General features: G+C 47.5%; 12 protein-coding genes and 2 tRNA genes. 11 read left to right on the forward strand and 3 right to left on the reverse strand.

The genetic code is table 11. The features are described from left to right. Positions 1–4: 4 nt before the first annotated feature. From FJ444_RS00550 to FJ444_RS00560, 3 genes are read left to right on the forward strand one after another with little or no spacing between them, the layout of a single operon-like run. On the forward strand, positions 5–1,870 hold the full coding sequence (locus tag FJ444_RS00550; RefSeq protein ID WP_140955966.1) for a hydantoinase B/oxoprolinase family protein: 1,866 nt from the start codon (positions 5–7) through the stop codon (positions 1,868–1,870). A gap of 15 nt (positions 1,871–1,885) precedes the next feature. Beyond that, positions 1,886–2,500: an isochorismatase family protein gene (locus tag FJ444_RS00555; protein ID WP_255438839.1), complete on the forward strand. Its 615-nt coding sequence runs from the start codon at positions 1,886–1,888 to the stop codon at positions 2,498–2,500. Positions 2,501–2,542: 42 nt separating this feature from the next. Beyond that, positions 2,543–3,433: an AEC family transporter gene (locus tag FJ444_RS00560; RefSeq protein WP_140955967.1), complete on the forward strand. Its 891-nt coding sequence runs from the start codon at positions 2,543–2,545 to the stop codon at positions 3,431–3,433. Between the two features lie 904 nt (positions 3,434–4,337). On the opposite strand, the gene FJ444_RS00565 is transcribed toward FJ444_RS00560, so the two are convergent. Genes FJ444_RS00565 through FJ444_RS00575 form a run of 3 tightly spaced genes read right to left on the reverse strand, consistent with a single transcriptional unit; the run spans position 4,338 to position 8,013 of the window. Beyond that, on the reverse strand, positions 4,338–4,577 hold the full coding sequence (locus tag FJ444_RS00565) for a VF530 family DNA-binding protein (RefSeq protein WP_140955968.1): 240 nt from the start codon (positions 4,575–4,577) through the stop codon (positions 4,338–4,340). Between the two features lie 47 nt (positions 4,578–4,624). Further along, entirely contained in the window at positions 4,625–6,640 is a 2,016-nt protein-coding gene (gene uvrB, locus FJ444_RS00570) for an excinuclease ABC subunit UvrB (protein WP_140955969.1), read from the reverse strand. Between the two features lie 11 nt (positions 6,641–6,651). Continuing rightward, positions 6,652–8,013, reverse strand: coding sequence for an MATE family efflux transporter (locus tag FJ444_RS00575; RefSeq protein ID WP_255438840.1), 1,362 nt, complete (start codon positions 8,011–8,013; stop codon positions 6,652–6,654). A gap of 1,010 nt (positions 8,014–9,023) precedes the next feature. Here FJ444_RS00575 and FJ444_RS00580 point away from each other — a divergent pair. The 8 genes from FJ444_RS00580 (at position 9,024) to FJ444_RS00615 (ending at position 15,486) form a co-directional block, all read left to right on the forward strand. Beyond that, positions 9,024–9,100 (forward strand) — tRNA-Asn (locus tag FJ444_RS00580). Positions 9,101–9,122: 22 nt separating this feature from the next. Further along, positions 9,123–9,199 (forward strand) — tRNA-Asn (locus FJ444_RS00585). 214 nt (positions 9,200–9,413) lie between these two features. Next, positions 9,414–9,995, forward strand: coding sequence for an electron transport complex subunit RsxA (gene rsxA, locus FJ444_RS00590; protein WP_140955970.1), 582 nt, complete (start codon positions 9,414–9,416; stop codon positions 9,993–9,995). Continuing rightward, positions 9,995–10,561: an electron transport complex subunit RsxB gene (gene rsxB, locus FJ444_RS00595; protein ID WP_140955971.1), complete on the forward strand. Its 567-nt coding sequence runs from the start codon at positions 9,995–9,997 to the stop codon at positions 10,559–10,561. Before rsxA ends, rsxB begins: the two co-directional genes overlap by 1 nt. Position 10,562: 1 nt before the next feature. Further along, on the forward strand, positions 10,563–13,061 hold the full coding sequence (rsxC, locus tag FJ444_RS00600) for an electron transport complex subunit RsxC (protein ID WP_140955972.1): 2,499 nt from the start codon (positions 10,563–10,565) through the stop codon (positions 13,059–13,061). After that, positions 13,058–14,149: an electron transport complex subunit RsxD gene (gene rsxD / locus FJ444_RS00605; RefSeq protein WP_140955973.1), complete on the forward strand. Its 1,092-nt coding sequence runs from the start codon at positions 13,058–13,060 to the stop codon at positions 14,147–14,149. The genes rsxC and rsxD overlap by 4 nt, the downstream gene beginning before the upstream one ends. Further along, positions 14,149–14,790: an electron transport complex subunit RsxG gene (rsxG, locus tag FJ444_RS00610; protein ID WP_140955974.1), complete on the forward strand. Its 642-nt coding sequence runs from the start codon at positions 14,149–14,151 to the stop codon at positions 14,788–14,790. The genes rsxD and rsxG overlap by 1 nt, the downstream gene beginning before the upstream one ends. Then, positions 14,791–15,486, forward strand: a complete 696-nt coding sequence (locus tag FJ444_RS00615; RefSeq protein WP_140955975.1) for an electron transport complex subunit E — start codon at positions 14,791–14,793, stop codon at positions 15,484–15,486. Positions 15,487–15,488: the final 2 nt, after the last annotated feature.

A 15,488-nucleotide genomic window follows, 5' to 3' on the forward strand; every position in this document is an offset into this window, starting at 1 on the left:
ACACATGTCAGCTAGAATTATTGAAACAAACAATACACCGTTTACCTCACCTGACGTCCCTGGCGTAACGGTCGACCTTATTGAAAACGCATTGCGCAATGCCCGTGAAGAAATGGATGCGGTACTGTTCAGAACCGCCATGTCACCGGGGATCCGCGAGCAAGGCGATTGCTTTCCGATGATTGCAAACCGTGATGGCAAAATGGTCGTCGGTCAGTTTGGTTCTTTTATCCGCCCTTTTTTAGAGGTGTATGAAGCCGATATTGAAGAAGGCGATATCATTCTTACCAACGACCCTTATATGTGTAATGCAGCGGTTTCTCACCTACCCGACTGGCTTGTACTGGTGCCGGTATTTAAAGATGGGCGACTAATTGCCTGGACGTCGATGTTTGGTCATATGTCTGACAATGGCGGTATGGTGCCGGGTTCGATGCCGATTGAAGCAACCAACATCTTCCAGGAAGGTGTGCGTATTCCCCCCACCAAGCTGTATAAGAAAGGTCAGTTACAAAGCGATTTGCTGGAGCTTATTTTACACAATGTAAGAACACCACAGTGGAACCGCTTTGACTTAAACGCCTTGGTTGCTGCCTGTAACACCGCTTCGCGTCGCTGTGTGGAAATTGCAGAACGTTTTGGTGACGATGTGTTTAACACTACGATGGACGTCATGTTAAAACGTAACTTTGATGCTATGGAACATATCATCCGCAATTTTATCCCAGAAGAGCCACGTACCTTCACCGATTACCTTTGTGATGATGGCATGGGCATGGGTCCATATAAGATTCAATGCAAAATGTGGCGCGAAGAGTCCAAGGTCTTTTTCGACTTTGATGGCACCGATCCTCAGGCGCAAAGTTCGGTTAACTTCTTTATGAATGAAGACATGTTCAAAATGTTCTTCGGTTCTTTTACCATTAACGTGGTCGACCCGCAAATTGTCTTCAATGACGGATTTTATGATCTGGTTGAAGTACGCATTCCTCAGGGCAGTCTGTTAAAACCAAATTATCCTGCAGCCTTATCTGGTCGTACCCACGCGCTTGGGCGTATTTTTGACATTCTTGGTGCCTTGCTCGGTATGGGCGCGCCAGAGCAACTGCTCAACGCAGCGGGCTTCTCTGATTCACCGCACCTGTTCTACTCAGGTTACGATGACAAAGGCGAATGGTTCCAATTGTTCCAAATTGGCTTTGGCGGCATTCCGGGTCGGCCTGTGGGCGATGGACCAGACGGTCATTCCTTATGGCCAGGTTTCACCAACGTCCCTAACGAATTTATTGAATCGTATTTCCCACTGCGTGTTGAGCGTTACGAGACCATCCCGGATTCAGGCGGTGCTGGTTTGCATCGCGGCGGTAACGGCCTGAGTGTGGCATATCACTTCCTGTGTGATGGTGAAATTGGTATTCACGATGACCGCTGGTTAACTTACCCCTGGGGTGTGTTGGGAGGAAAACCCGGTGCCCGCTCCACTAAGAAGATGGTACGTTCAGACGGCACTGTCGAATGGCTGCCCGCGAAAAAAGAAGGCATTAAAGTACAAGCCGGTGATGTGCTGTACTTCAATACCTGGGGTGGAGCTGGTTGGGGTGATCCGCTTAAACGCGACCCTCAATTAGTGAAAGATGATGTTGATCGTAATTTAGTTACCATTGAAGGTGCTAAAAACTATGGTGTCATCATTACCAGTAACGGCGAGGTGGATGTAGAAGCAACAACTGCATTACGTGCGTCTATGGCTAGTGAAAGACCCGATGAACTCCCCCTCTTTGACGGCGGTAACGACATCGAAACGCTTCGCGCAAATTGCGAAAAAGAAACGGGTTTACCCGCACCCGTGGCCCCTGTATTCATTAAATAACTATGTAAATGGAGCATGCGCAAGCATGCTCCAGGAGTTTTTATGTCTCTACAATCTACACCTGTTCAGATTGGCAAACGACCAGCACTAATACTGGTAGACCTGGTAAAAGGGTTTACGGATCCGGCTTGTCCATTAGGCTGTGACTGCCCCGATGTTATTGCTGCCAATCAAAAACTGCTGGCAAGCTTCAGGGCAAAAAGCTTACCGGTCATTTTCACCACCGTTGTTTACCACAATGAAGCGCAAGCCAGTGTATTTAGGGCAAAGCTGCCTGATTTAAACGTTCTGACTCCGGACTCTGAATGGATTCAAGTTGATCACCGATTGTCCCCGTTACCGACTGAGAAAGTCATTGAGAAACGTTGGGCAAGTTCCTTTTTTGGTACATCTTTAACAGAAGACCTTAAAACAATGGAAGCTGACTCTTTAGTCGTTACAGGCTTAACCACCAGCGGCTGTGTCAGGGCAACGGCGATAGATGGCTTACAATCAAATTATCCTGTCATTATTCCTGAAGAAGCCGTAGGCGATCGCAATCAAGCTGCCCATCAGGCCAATCTGCACGATTTGAACTTAAAATACGCTTCCGTTGTGCCCCTGGATAAACTTTTATCTCAATTATCATAATGTTGAGAGAACTTCTCAGGCCAACAGACATAAAGGGTAGTCATGATTACTGAGCTTCTGAGCGTCATTGCGCCTATTTTCGTGTGTATAGGTATTGGTATATTCTGGGGACGAAGCAGTCATGCTTATCCCGCCGATTTTATTACCCGTATGGTCATGAATATTGGTGCACCTTGCCTGGTTGTCTCAGTATTGGGTAAGGCGGATATTGAGTTGCAACTGTTGCAGAAAGTTTCCCTGGCTGCTTTTACAGTGTTTACTTTCAGCGCCATCGTCATTTCTGTTATTTTGTATTACTCACGCCAAACAATAAGGCAAATTCTCCCTCCCTTACTATTTGGTAATAACGGGAATATGGGCCTTCCTTTGGCACTTTTTGCTTTTGGTCAAAGTGGATTAGCATTAGCGTTAGGCTACTTTTGGACCCTGGCGATGCTGAATTTCACGCTGGGTATTGCCATGCTCACCTGGGGCGGCAATCTCTTAAAGTCACTGTTAAATATGTTCAAACAACCATTGGTATATAGTTCAGTAGTTGTGCTCATGTTGTTTGCCACAGATAGCACATTACCGTTAGGGCTGCAGAATACCGTTGATTTATTAGCAGGTATGACGATTCCACTGATGTTAATTACGCTTGGCGTGTCATTAACACAACTTAGTATAGCTGATGTTAAAGGAAGTTTTTTTCTTGGCCTACTGCGCTTAACTGTTGGTTTTACTATCGGCTATTTAACAGCAAAAGCGCTCGATTTAGAGGGTATTTTGAAAGGTGTCGTAATACTACAGGCCTCAATGCCTGCGGCAGTGTCAAACTATTTACTGGCTTTAAAGTATACTGAAAAGCCAGAAAAAGTTGCTGGTATTGTAGTACTTTCAACCATCATGTCACTGGCTACGTTACCTATTCTGATCAGCTTTATCACACCGTGACAGCACTTATATTGAGCTTAAACCAGACGGCCTGGTATTGAAACGTTGAAGCAGTATCTAAACCCCGTTCCAATTCAAGTAATCAAAAAGCATTGAATAGCTCGAAAGAACTTGTTTAGGAACGGGCAAATAAATTTATTGACCGCGCTCACTGTTCAACAGGATTACTTTTACTACTTCTTTTACTTGCAGCATAAGCACTAAGAAATGCGTATCCTCCAATACATTCCATTGCATCTGGACAAAATTTAGCCACACCCATGTTACCGGAACCTCTATTTTTTTAATATATTTTGAGTTCCACTTAATGAATTATAAATATCAGCATCACTCCAAGAATTATCTCTACCCCCTCTGTAAATGACTCCGAGAACTGGGTCTAAAGTCAGTCTGGTTCTAAATCCAGGTGGTAGGTCGCTCTCATCACTTGCATTCACGGATAGCGAAAAACAGAGCGTAAATGCGAAACCAAAAAACTTAGAAAGTGAGCGTTGTAGTCTGTTGTACATTGCTTCCGTGCTATAACGTAGAATGTGTATTTTTTAAAAGTCAGTGACTGATAGTGCATCGTCAACTTTGAGTGATATTTAAGCAAGAAATGCATTCGCGCTAACTTAATTTCGACCTGATTTCTGTAAAGTAACCAACGGCCAATTTCAGACAACAAACAATTTGGTGAGTGTTGGTTAGGAACGATTGGAACTCAGTATTCTTTACCGCCGCTTATGTCCGCTATTCGCTCTTTTCGGGCATTAACTTATTGCAGACTGTCGGGTTTGGTTGAACTCAAAATCCCAGACTGTTAGCTCGTGTATGAGTCAGTACAACTTAATACTCACATACTTCGCTGTAAATCAGTGCTGTTGGTAAGCCTGATTTCAACAAATAACCAAACAAAACCCGCCTATTGCCGCCAGGGTGACGTTTCAACAAACGTGGCAATATACAGCTGTTCTACCTTATCTCGCGCCCATTGTGTTTTACGCAAAAATTTGAGCGATGACTTAACTGACGGATCGCTCTTAAAGCAATTGACATTCACCCTTGCCGCCAGGCCATCCCAACCGTAATGGGCTTGTAATCGGGTAACAATGTTTTCCAGCGTAACGCCATGCAGCGGGTTGTTTTGTTGTGCTTTAGTCATGTTAAATATTTCTCAATTGTGGGTATATGCCTTTGCCAAACAATCCCTTAAGACAACGACACTACCTGCTTGCGAAGCTGTTCAATTTCATCGCGCAACGATGCTGCTTTTTCAAACTCAAGCTCACGTGCGTACTCAAACATCTCTTTTTCCAATTCACCAATTCTGCCCATAATTTCGGTAGCAGAGGCAGCTTTGGCGGCCTGTTTGGATTCGGCCACCTTGCGAAGTTTAATTTTACCTGCCTGTGGCGCAACAGAATCGCCCAAATCCATAATATCGGTAATGGGTTTATTCAGGCTTTGTGGCGTCAGTCCATTCGCTTCATTGTGCGCTATTTGCTTGGCGCGCCGGCGTTCTGTTTCGTCAATGGCTTTGCGCATTGATTTAGTAATGGTATCAGCATAAAGAATGGCTTTACCATTAATATGCCGTGCGGCACGGCCAATGGTTTGTATTAACGACTTCTCTGCACGCAGGAAACCTTCTTTATCGGCATCCAGAATGGCTACTAACGAGACCTCTGGCATGTCCAGACCTTCCCGTAACAGGTTAATCCCCACCAGCACATCAAACTTGCCAATACGAAGATCGCGGATGATCTCAATACGTTCAACCGTATCAATATCTGAGTGCAGGTAACGCACTTTCACACCGTGCTCATTAAGGTACTCGCTGAGGTCTTCTGCCATGCGTTTGGTAAGCGTGGTTATCAGTACCCGCTCGTTTACAGCAACCCGCAATTGTATTTCAGATAACACATCGTCAACCTGAGTTGCTACGGGTCGAACTTCAAGTACGGGATCCAACAATCCTGTGGGCCGCACTACCTGCTCCACCACTTCACCGTCAGACTTTTCAAGCTCGTAATTTCCCGGGGTAGCAGATACGTAGATAGTTTGCGGTGAAATGTGCTCAAACTCTTCAAATTTGAGCGGCCGGTTATCCAGCGCAGAGGGCAAGCGGAAACCGTATTCCACCAGCGTTTCTTTACGTGAACGGTCACCCTTGTACATCGCACCTATCTGCGACACGGTAACATGGGATTCGTCGATAAACAGTAAGCCATCGGCCGGAAAATAATCCAGTAATGTTGGAGGCGGCTCACCAGGCGCACGGCCAGACAAATAGCGCGAATAGTTCTCAATACCCGAGCAATAGCCCAGCTCCATCATCATTTCAATATCGAACTGTGTTCGCTGACTGATGCGCTGTTCTTCCAGCAGCTTATTCACACTTAACAATTGTTTCTTGCGGTCGGACAGTTCCACTTTAATGCTTTCAATGGCCTCCAGAATTTTTTCCCGAGGCGTTACATAGTGGGTTTTAGGAAATACCGTTGCCCGCACCACATTTTTGTCTATCGAACCCGTTAGCGGATCGAACAAGCTAATACGGTCGATTTCTTCGTCAAACAATTCTACCCGTACCGCCTGCTTTTCTGAGTCCGCAGGGAAGATATCAATCACATCACCGCGCACACGAAACGTGCCACGCTCAAAAGCCAGGTCGTTGCGCTTGTATTGTAGCTCTGCAAGGCGACGCAAAATATCGCGCTGATTAATCGTATCGCCCTGGCGCAAATGCAGCAGCATTTTCATGTAAGATTCGGGATCGCCCAAACCATAAATGGCCGACACGCTGGCCACAATAACAACATCGCGGCGTTCCATTAGTGCTTTGGTTGCCGACAATCGCATTTGCTCGATATGATCGTTTATTGACGCATCTTTCTCAATAAAGGTATCAGTACTGGGCACATAAGCTTCAGGCTGATAATAATCGTAGTAAGACACAAAGTACTCTACGGCATTATTGGGAAAGAACTCTTTCATTTCGCCGTATAACTGGGCAGCCAGGGTTTTATTGTGTGCCAATACCAGAGTTGGGCGTTGTAACTGGTTTATAATATTCGCCATGGTGAAGGTTTTACCCGACCCTGTAACCCCAAGCAGAGTCTGGTGGGCAAGACCACTCTCCAATCCGTCTACCAGGGATGCAATCGCCTTAGGCTGATCACCAGCGGGTTGATATTTGGATACCAGTTCAAAACCTTTCGTCATGCTGTTACCTGCTAATCAGTTTGAGTTTGTAAAACACGTAAAGAGCGGCGGAACCAATACATCGACACCATTGCCATGCAAAGGTTAGCTGCCACTGCGCCCGCAAAAATGCCGGTTAGGCCAAATGCCCAGCCCATTGCTACTGTTATAGGTACGAAGAATACAAATAAGCGGATGATACTTAACGTTAATGCAGACATGGGCAGGTGACACGCATTTAACGATGAGTTGGTGAGAATAATGATCCCTTGTAATCCATAACCAAAAGGTACAATAAGCAGGAATAATTGGATTAGATCTGCTACCGCCTGCTCTTTAGCAAATAATGACGCAATAACTTCAGACAGCAGCCAAAGCACAATACTCAGCAACAACTGCCAGCCCATCACAAATTTTACTGACGTCCAGTATGCCTGTTTTACCCGGTCAAATTTGTTTGCGCCCAAATTCTGGCTTACGAAAGGGGGTAACGTCATCGACAATGCCAGCACCACGATGGTGGTAAACGATTCCAGCCGGCTTCCCACCCCCCAGGCTGCAACTGCTTCTTCACCATAGCCAGACACGACTCGCGTCAGAATAGCGCCAGCAATGGGCGTTAACATATTCGCGCCCGCCGCAGGCAGCGCTATATGCAAAATGGAGCGGCTACTAACCATAAACTCTGAGGGCGTGAGCAAACGCGGTAAAATATACCCCCGTTGTTTTGCCAGGAGATACAATATCCATACTGAACACACGATCCAGGATATGAGAGTAGCTAACGCGGCACCACCAATTCCCATTGCAGGGATTGGCCCCACCCCAAAAATAAGAATGGGATCGAGCACCGCATTAATACCTCCACCGGTAGCCATTATCACGCTGGGTGTTTTGGTATCGCCTCTGGCTCTCAGAACACTATTCCCCACCATCGGAATAGCCAGGAAAACCGACGCAAAGTACCAGATATACATATAATCCTGAATGAATGGCATCAGGTTGTCGGTGGCGCCGAGTAAAGAAAAAACCGGCGCAACGGTAAAGCCGCCGATTACCGCAAGAATGCCCACTAATAATGAAGATAACATTATTGCACCGGAGCCTGTTTCTCTGGCGTTATCCTGATTCCCCTGCCCGGCTAACTTTGCAATCACGGCAGACGTGCCCACCCCTAAACCTATATTCAGGCTAATAAGCGTAAACGTCACCGGGAAGGTAAAACTGATGGCTGCCAGAGGCTCAGTGCCAAGCAAACTCACAAAAAACGTGTCTACCAGCCCAAAACTCATCATCATGATCATGCCAACGATCATAGGCACCGTCATGCTTTTCAGTGTCTGGCTTATGTCGCCATTTATTAAATCTCTTGACCGGTTGTTGGCTGCTGACATGGTTTTAATCACACGTTACGGGATGAACAGCACGGCAAATGCTGACGCATTGCTATCTGATCATACGGTGGTTTAGGGTAAAGGATTTATTGTACTGGACTGCTGTAAATAACAACAGTATTTTATCGTGAAATTAATATAGCGTGCGGAATAACGCTATTCATCGCATTTTTATCAATTACACCATCAATAACGGAATCTTATTTATTCCAATCAGGCTAAAAAGGTCAGGTAATCGCAATTTGTGCCACCGATAGCGCAATTAACTTATTCTGCGCACAATATTCGGCCCATATAGCACGAGCTCGAGAAGGCTACTGCGGAGTGACGCCCCTACTTTTGTGTAAACAGCTTGTTAAACTGTCGATTTTTCAGACCAACTGGTGAATCAGTAACACACAAGCCAAATGCTGATCATTTTGGTGCATAAAACATTGACACTTTGTTACACAGTTGTGCAAAAACAATAAATTTAATAAATTAATCATACACTTAAAAAAGATAAAAGATGACAGCTATGTGACGCTTTTTTGACAACCCGTACGCGTGACTCGCTTTGAAACACATCTATCAACATAGTTATCCACAGAATTCGTGGATAACTCTTAAAGGCCCAGTATTGGCGCGGCTTTACAGCAGATCACCAAAATTTTATGTAAGTGATGACTAACCTTCTAACTTCACACAATCGGTCTCACATGCACTAAAAGCTGTACATACGAACAGTGTTCAACGTTTTTTTAATAGCTTTTAGCTATAATTATTTTGCTTTTTATTCCTTTATGTATTTTTAATTAAAAAACGATAAATATGCAAAATACTAAAACTATATTTTTCATAGCATTAGCTTGAATTTAATTTAGCAAAGCATAAAAAATAGCCAGTTAGGGGCGATTTTGTATTAAAGATCGCCAAAATGACATTTTTTAACCAAACGAAATAAAAATATAACGAAGTATATTGACACATCATCGTTACCTCATTAATATTCGCAGCCGTTGAAACACAGGTCCCCCTTAGCTCAGTTGGTTAGAGCGACGGACTGTTAATCCGCAGGTCCCCCGTTCGAGTCGGGGAGGGGGAGCCAAGTTTCAATTACCAAAGATAGTTCCCCCTTAGCTCAGTTGGTTAGAGCGACGGACTGTTAATCCGCAGGTCCCCCGTTCGAGTCGGGGAGGGGGAGCCACTTTTGGCTCAACTACCTTCGAGCATCCCGCTTAGCAACAAATCCCATAACAACTTTCCTAGTTTATTGATTAATTCGGCAGCACGTATAGATCAGTCGGCGCAAATTTCCAGTATACGTTTTTAATTACTCGAAAAATAAGAGATAATGCCGCGATTATGAATGCGTAAATTTATCCTTAATCTACTGGCCTGGTTGGTATTACTAAATCGCAATGACTGAATTTTTCCTGCTTCTTATCAGTACGGTGTTAGTCAACAATTTTGTACTGGTTAAATTTCTGGGTTTATGCCCCTTTATGGGCGTTTCCAGCAAACTGGAAACCGCCATTGGCATGTCTATGGCTACCACTTTTGTGCTCACCTTAGCGTCCGTGTGTAGTTATCTGGTAGAAACCTATTTGTTACAGCCATTGGGCATCAGCTTTTTACGCACGATTAGTTTTATTCTTGTGATTGCTGTAGTGGTGCAATTTACTGAAATGGTAGTGCACAAAACCAGTCCAACTCTCTACCGTCTGCTGGGCATCTTTTTGCCCCTTATCACGACCAACTGCGCGGTACTAGGCGTTGCATTACTCAATCTCACCGAACAGCACAATCTGATTCAGAGTATTGTGTACGGATTTGGCGCCGCTGTTGGGTTTTCCCTTGCCATGATTTTATTTGCGGCCATGCGCGAACGACTTGCAGCGGCTGACGTCCCTACCCCGTTCAAAGGCGCATCGATTGCCATGATCACCGCAGGTTTAATGTCACTGGCGTTTATGGGCTTTAGCGGATTGGTGAAAGTGTAATGATGGTAGTGGCACTGATCGCGCTGGGACTCATGGCGCTGGGATTTGGGTTGGCACTGGGTTACGCCGCCATTCGTTTTCACGTTGAAGGTGATCCGCTGGTTGAGCAAATTGACCAGCTTTTGCCACAAACACAATGCGGCCAGTGTGGCTACCCCGGTTGTAAGCCATATGCAGAAGCCATTGCCAATGGTGACGACATTAACAAATGCCCGCCGGGTGGTGAAGCGACCATTAAACAACTGGCTGATTTAATGGGGGTGGAAGCCAAGCCTCTGGACGCCGCTCACGGTGAAGAAAACGCCCCCAAAGTAGCTTATATTCGCGAAGACGAGTGTATTGGTTGTACTAAGTGCATTCAGGCTTGCCCGGTGGATGCCATCGTGGGTGCAGCCAAGCAAATGCATACCGTAATAACCGATGCCTGCACAGGCTGTGACTTATGTGTTGAACCCTGCCCGGTAGACTGTATTGATATGGTCACAGTGAACCCCACCACTGCATCCTGGCAATGGGATTTCTCGCAAACGCCTCAGGGCAATATTCCGGTGAAAGTGATTTCCTGATATGCCAAACGATTTTCCTCAAATACTTCAGCGTCTGGATCAACAAAAGCTATGGGACTTCCCTGGTGGTGTTCATCCTGACGGCCGTAAATCCCTGTCAAACCAAACGTCTATTGGTACATTAGCGTTACCACAAACACTGGTTATTCCGGTAAAGCAGCACATTGGTACTGCGGGAAGCTGTTTAGTTGCAGTGGGTGATCGCGTGCTGAAAGGTCAGCCGTTAACACAAAGCCCCCACCCTTTTTCTGTGCCGGTGCACGCCCCAACGTCGGGCGACGTAATTGCAATAGAAGAACGCACCACCGCACACCCCAGCGGACTTGCTGAGCTTTGTGTAGTGATTAAACCTGATGGCCAGGATCAATGGACAAGCATTAGTGGCTTTAATGATTACACTCATGAAGAGCCCAATGCATTGATAGCGGCAATATGTGATGCCGGTATAGCCGGAATGGGTGGCGCAGGCTTTCCAACGCACATTAAATCAACCGCCAGAAAAACCGTTGAGTTTATAATTATTAACGGCGTGGAATGCGAACCCTATATTACCTCTGACGACCGCCTTATGCGTGAACACGCCTGGCAAATCCGTCAGGGTATTGATATTTTACGTCACCTGCTCACACCTAAAGTTACCCTTATCGGTATTGAAGACAACAAGCCTGAAGCCTATGAGGCAATGCGAAAAGTGTGCGAAGACAATGCACAAATTCGCGTAGTGTCGGTGCCAACCAAATACCCTGCAGGCGGTGAAAAACAACTAATTCAGGTGCTTACCGGGCGTGAAGTCCCGCGTGACGGCCTGCCCGCCGACATTGGCGTAATGATGTTTAACGTAGGCACCAGCTATGCCATTGCCGATGCCATTTTGTACGGCAAGCCGCTGATTCAACGGGTGGTAACCTTAACGGGTGAGGCGCTTCAGCACCCGCAAAATGTGTGGGCACTGATTGGCACGCCAATTCAGACACTGCTGGCGCAAGGCAGTTATCAACCCAAGCGTCAGGCCAGCCCAACAGTGATCATGGGCGGTCCCATGATGGGCTTTACCCTGCCGTCAACCGACGTGCCCGTGGTGAAAACCACCAACTGCATTCTGGTACCGGCCAAAAAAGAACTGCGAATGAATCAGCGTGAGCTCGCTTGCATTCGCTGCAGTGCGTGTGCCGACGCCTGCCCTGCAAGTTTGCTACCCCAGCAATTGTACTGGCACAGTAAAGCAAGCGAATTGGAGAAAGCCGAAGAATACAATTTATTCGATTGTATTGAGTGCGGAGCCTGTGCGTACGTTTGCCCCAGCGAAATTCCGCTGGTGCATTACTATCGCAAAGCCAAGTCGCAAATTCGTGTTCAGAAAGACGAAAAAGACAAGGCTGAAAAATCCAGGCAACGGTTTGAAGCGCGTAAAGCGAGGCTAGAGCGCGAAAAAGAAGAGCGCGAAGCTAAACATCGTCAGGCCGCGGAAGCGCGTAAACAGGCAATGGAAGCTCAGCAACAACGCGCGGCCGCTACCAAAAATGAAGACACCGCCGCCAGTCCGGCCAAAGATAAAGTTGCTGCCGCACTGGCCAGAGCGAAAGCCAAGAAGGCAGCGCAGCAATCAGAAGCCGAAGGCGTTTCTGAAGCTGCCCCGCAAAGTACACCATCTGACGCAAAGCAAGATAAAGTGGCCGCAGCCATTGCCAGAGCAAAAGCGAAGAAAGCTCAGCTAGCAGCTGGCGCATCCGATGCTGAATCAACACCAAGTGATACCGTGTCACAAGAAAGCAGCACCGGACACGACGCCAATGCAGATCGCAAAGCCAAAGTGGCTGCTGCGATTGCTCGCGCTAAGGCTAAAAAAGCCGGCTTGACGAGCCCGGAGGAAGCGTTGGGTAATGCCCCTGCGACTACAGATTCAGCGACAACCGATAGTATTGAGACAGCAGTAACGGATCCCGCTGCCGAGCGTAAAGCCAAAGTCGCTGCGGCCGTTGCACGAGCGAAAGCCAAAAAAGCTGCGGTTGAAGCTGATAGCAACGCTGAACAAACCAATATACAAACGTCCGTCGAAAACGCAGAACCGGTTGAAACATCAGCGACTACCGAAACTGATGATGCCGAAACACAGCGCAAAGCCAAAATTGCAGCAGCAGTAGCACGTGCAAAAGCGAAAAAGGCGTCGAAAGAGTCAGATAGTGCGGTGCAGACCTCAACAAGCGAAACAGAAGAGTCAACCGGGCACGGCGACGAATCACTAAGCCCAGAAGCCCAGCGCAAAGCCAAAATTGCCGCCGCGGTAGCCCGCGCAAAAGCGAAAAAAGCGGCAACTGATTCGTCGTCGCCTTCGCCGTCGCAAGTTCAGGAAGTAGCCAGCGAGAAAAGTGAATCAGCCGACGACTCAATGAGTCCCGAAGCCCAGCGCAAAGCCAAAATTGCCGCGGCTGTTGCGCGCGCCAAAGCAAAAAAAGCGGCGCAGGAAAACAGCAGTGGCGAGCAGGAGCAAGATAACGCATGAAGTTAACCCTATCGAGTTCTCCTCACCAACACGTTCGGCGCACCACCGATCAGGTTATGCGCTGGGTACTGTACGCCATGATCCCTGGCGTCATTGCTCAGGTCGTATTTTTTGGCTGGGGTGTAATAATACAAATGCTGTTAGCGGCCATTACTGCGGTAGTCACGGAAGCGGTTATTGTCGCCCTGCGAAAGCGAGAAATAGGCCAGGCTATCGCCGATTACAGTGCCATCGTTACTGCACTGTTACTGGCGGTAAGTTTACCGCCATTGTTGCCCTGGTGGATGACCGTGCTGGGCAGCTGGTTTGCTATTGCCATTGTTAAACAACTTTATGGCGGCTTGGGATTCAATTTATTCAATCCAGCTATGGCAGCATACGTGATGCTGTTAATTTCATTCCCTGCCGCTATGAGTGGCTGGTTGCCACCATCTTCGCTGGCACTGCATACCTTGTCGTTTGGTGACGCCGTATCCGTAATATTTACCGGGTTTAGTCAATCGGGATACGATCTTACTCAGCTGCGCGCGGGTGCCGATGGTTTTACCATGGCAACCCCTCTCGACTACGTTAAAACCCAATTGAGTCAGGGATACACTTACACGGAAGCCCTTACCCCCCCATTGTTCGGCAACGGAATAACCGAAGCCGCTGGCGCTGGCTGGGGCTGGATTGCACTGGCGTACTTAGCTGGCGGCGTATTGCTCATTCAACTGCGCATTATTAGCTGGCATATTCCTGTCTCGCTGTTAGCCAGTGTTGCGGTAACCGCCGTCTTTTTGCAGCTTATCAATGGCGATTTATATGGCTCTGCCTTATTTCACTGGACCAATGGTGCGGTAATGCTGGGCGCATTTTTTATTGCAACGGATCCTGTCTCTGCCTCCACAACGCCTAAAGGCCGGTTGGTATTTGGTGCGGCTATTGGTTTTTGGGTAGTAATGATACGCACCTTTGGTGGCTACCCCGATGCCATCGCATTTGCCGTGGTGATCATGAATATGGCCGTCCCCCTGATTGATTATTACACTCAGCCAAGAGTGTATGGTCAGAAGCCCAGGAAAAAGCCTTCAGAGGGAGACGCCTGATGCCCAACAGCATATTGAAAAACGGTGGGTTATTGGCCTTATTCGCCTTAATTACGACAGCCCTCATTGCGTTTACCTACGAAAGTACCGAACAGAAAATTGCTGAACAGCGCGCCAAACGACTGCTGAGCACCTTAAATGAGGTTGTACCGCCCGCGCTTTACAACAACCAATTGGCACTGGACTGTGTGCAACTCGATACCCCTGAACTTGGCCGTGGCTTGCACGCGGTGTATCGCGCCCGGTTGGATAGCAATAATGCCGCACTGGCCGCAGAATTTACCGCGCCGGATGGTTACAGTGGCAACATTCATTTAATTCTTGGGGTGAATACCCAAGGTGAAGTACTCGGCGTAAGAGCGCTGGATCATGCTGAAACCCCCGGACTGGGCGACAAAATAGACATGGCAGTGAGCGACTGGATGCTGGGATTCAACGGTAAGGTATACCAGGCTGAAGACGCTAAACGCTGGCAGGTAAAAAAAGATGGCGGGCAGTTTGATCAGTTCACTGGAGCCACTATTACGCCAAGAGCGGTAGTTGGCGCAGTAGCCCGCACTCTGGATTACATCAATCACCAGCAGACCCGGTTATTTGATTTACCCACCAACTGCCCTGCCCAGGCAGAATCACAGGAGTAAGTGCGTATGTATCAACAGCTCACACTCGAAGGCTTGTGGAAAAACAACCCCGCACTGGTACAGTTGCTTGGGTTATGCCCGTTACTGGCGGTTACATCCAGTGTCATTAATGGTTTAGGACTGGGGATAGCCACAACGCTGGTGCTCATTGGCTCAAACGCAACGGTGTCATTAATTCGCAATTATGTCACCTCGGCCATTCGCATTCCGGTTTTCGTCATGATCATTGCTGCGTTCGTAACCGTAATTCAACTACTGATGAATGCCTATACCTACGAATTGTATCTGGCCCTTGGGATATTCATTCCGCTGATTGTGACTAACTGCGCCATTATTGGCCGTGCAGAGGCATTTGCATCCAAAAATCCCCTAGCGGCATCGGCCTTTGACGGACTGATGATGGGACTGGGCTTTACTCTGGTTCTGGTTATTCTGGGTGGTATCCGTGAAGCACTGGGCAACGGCACATTGTTACACGGCGCAGAGCGGCTGTTTGGCCCTGTAGCAACAAACTGGCAAATCACCCTGTTTAGCCCCGATAATCCGTTTTTGCTGGCCATATTGCCTCCTGGCGCATTCCTGGGACTGGGTTTTTTGATTGCATTGAAAAACATTATCGATAAACGGCTGGCCGAAAAAGCGGCCGCAAATGCGCCCAAAACCGTGGTTCGCGCACGCGTGACTGCCGAAAATTAGTA

It is taken from the genome of Aestuariibacter sp. GS-14 (genome assembly GCF_006494365.1).
Lineage (GTDB): Bacteria > Pseudomonadota > Gammaproteobacteria > Enterobacterales > Alteromonadaceae > Alteromonas > Alteromonas mangrovi.

Coding starts and splice junctions, on each gene's coding strand:
- rsxA (WP_140955970.1), top strand. CDS start 9,414: ATGACTGAATTTTTCCTGCTTCTTATCAGTACGGTGTTAGTCAACAAT.
- rsxG (WP_140955974.1), top strand. CDS start 14,149: ATGCCCAACAGCATATTGAAAAACGGTGGGTTATTGGCCTTATTCGCC.
- FJ444_RS00560 (WP_140955967.1), top strand. CDS start 2,543: ATGATTACTGAGCTTCTGAGCGTCATTGCGCCTATTTTCGTGTGTATA.
- FJ444_RS00565 (WP_140955968.1), bottom strand. CDS start 4,577: ATGACTAAAGCACAACAAAACAACCCGCTGCATGGCGTTACGCTGGAA.
- FJ444_RS00575 (WP_255438840.1), bottom strand. CDS start 8,013: ATGTCAGCAGCCAACAACCGGTCAAGAGATTTAATAAATGGCGACATA.
- uvrB (WP_140955969.1), bottom strand. CDS start 6,640: ATGACGAAAGGTTTTGAACTGGTATCCAAATATCAACCCGCTGGTGAT.
- rsxB (WP_140955971.1), top strand. CDS start 9,995: ATGATGGTAGTGGCACTGATCGCGCTGGGACTCATGGCGCTGGGATTT.
- FJ444_RS00555 (WP_255438839.1), top strand. CDS start 1,886: ATGCGCAAGCATGCTCCAGGAGTTTTTATGTCTCTACAATCTACACCT.
- rsxC (WP_140955972.1), top strand. CDS start 10,563: ATGCCAAACGATTTTCCTCAAATACTTCAGCGTCTGGATCAACAAAAG.
- FJ444_RS00550 (WP_140955966.1), top strand. CDS start 5: ATGTCAGCTAGAATTATTGAAACAAACAATACACCGTTTACCTCACCT.
- rsxD (WP_140955973.1), top strand. CDS start 13,058: ATGAAGTTAACCCTATCGAGTTCTCCTCACCAACACGTTCGGCGCACC.